This is a genomic window from Mesorhizobium sp. M8A.F.Ca.ET.207.01.1.1 (genome assembly GCF_004794715.1).
Lineage (GTDB): Bacteria > Pseudomonadota > Alphaproteobacteria > Rhizobiales > Rhizobiaceae > Mesorhizobium.
This window is the reverse complement of the sequence record NZ_SRUS01000429.1, coordinates 1-311: the sequence shown is the minus strand read 5'-3', so window position 1 is coordinate 311 and position 311 is coordinate 1. Positions and strand designations below refer to the sequence as shown.

At 62.4% G+C, this 311-nt stretch carries 1 protein-coding gene; it reads right to left on the bottom strand.

Translation table 11 applies throughout. The features are described from left to right. Positions 1 to 58 precede the first annotated feature (58 nt). On the bottom strand, positions 59 to 311 hold a 253-nt coding region (locus tag EN850_RS37980; protein ID WP_348642458.1), incomplete at its 5' end, for an FAD-dependent oxidoreductase.

Below are 311 nucleotides of genomic sequence, written 5' to 3'. Positions count from 1 at the left end.
AGCAGATCGGGTAGCCCTGAGCTTTTTGGTTGGGAAACGCCCGTTGGCCGTCACGCCTTTAAGGAGAAGAGCTCCGCGTCCGCGTCCTTTGCCCGGTTATCGCAGCCGAGACGATCTCGGACGCAATTTGAGAGTAAGTTATGCCGTTGCCGCCGTAGCCCACCACAGCATGGATGCGGGCATGACCGGGCACACTACCGATGGTCGGCAGCCCGGTACTGGTTGCCCCGAACGAGCCGCTCCAGGCAAATGCGGCCTCCGTGTGGAGCTGCGGGAAAACGCGCCTGGAGGAGAAGCTGGGGCGCGTTTTC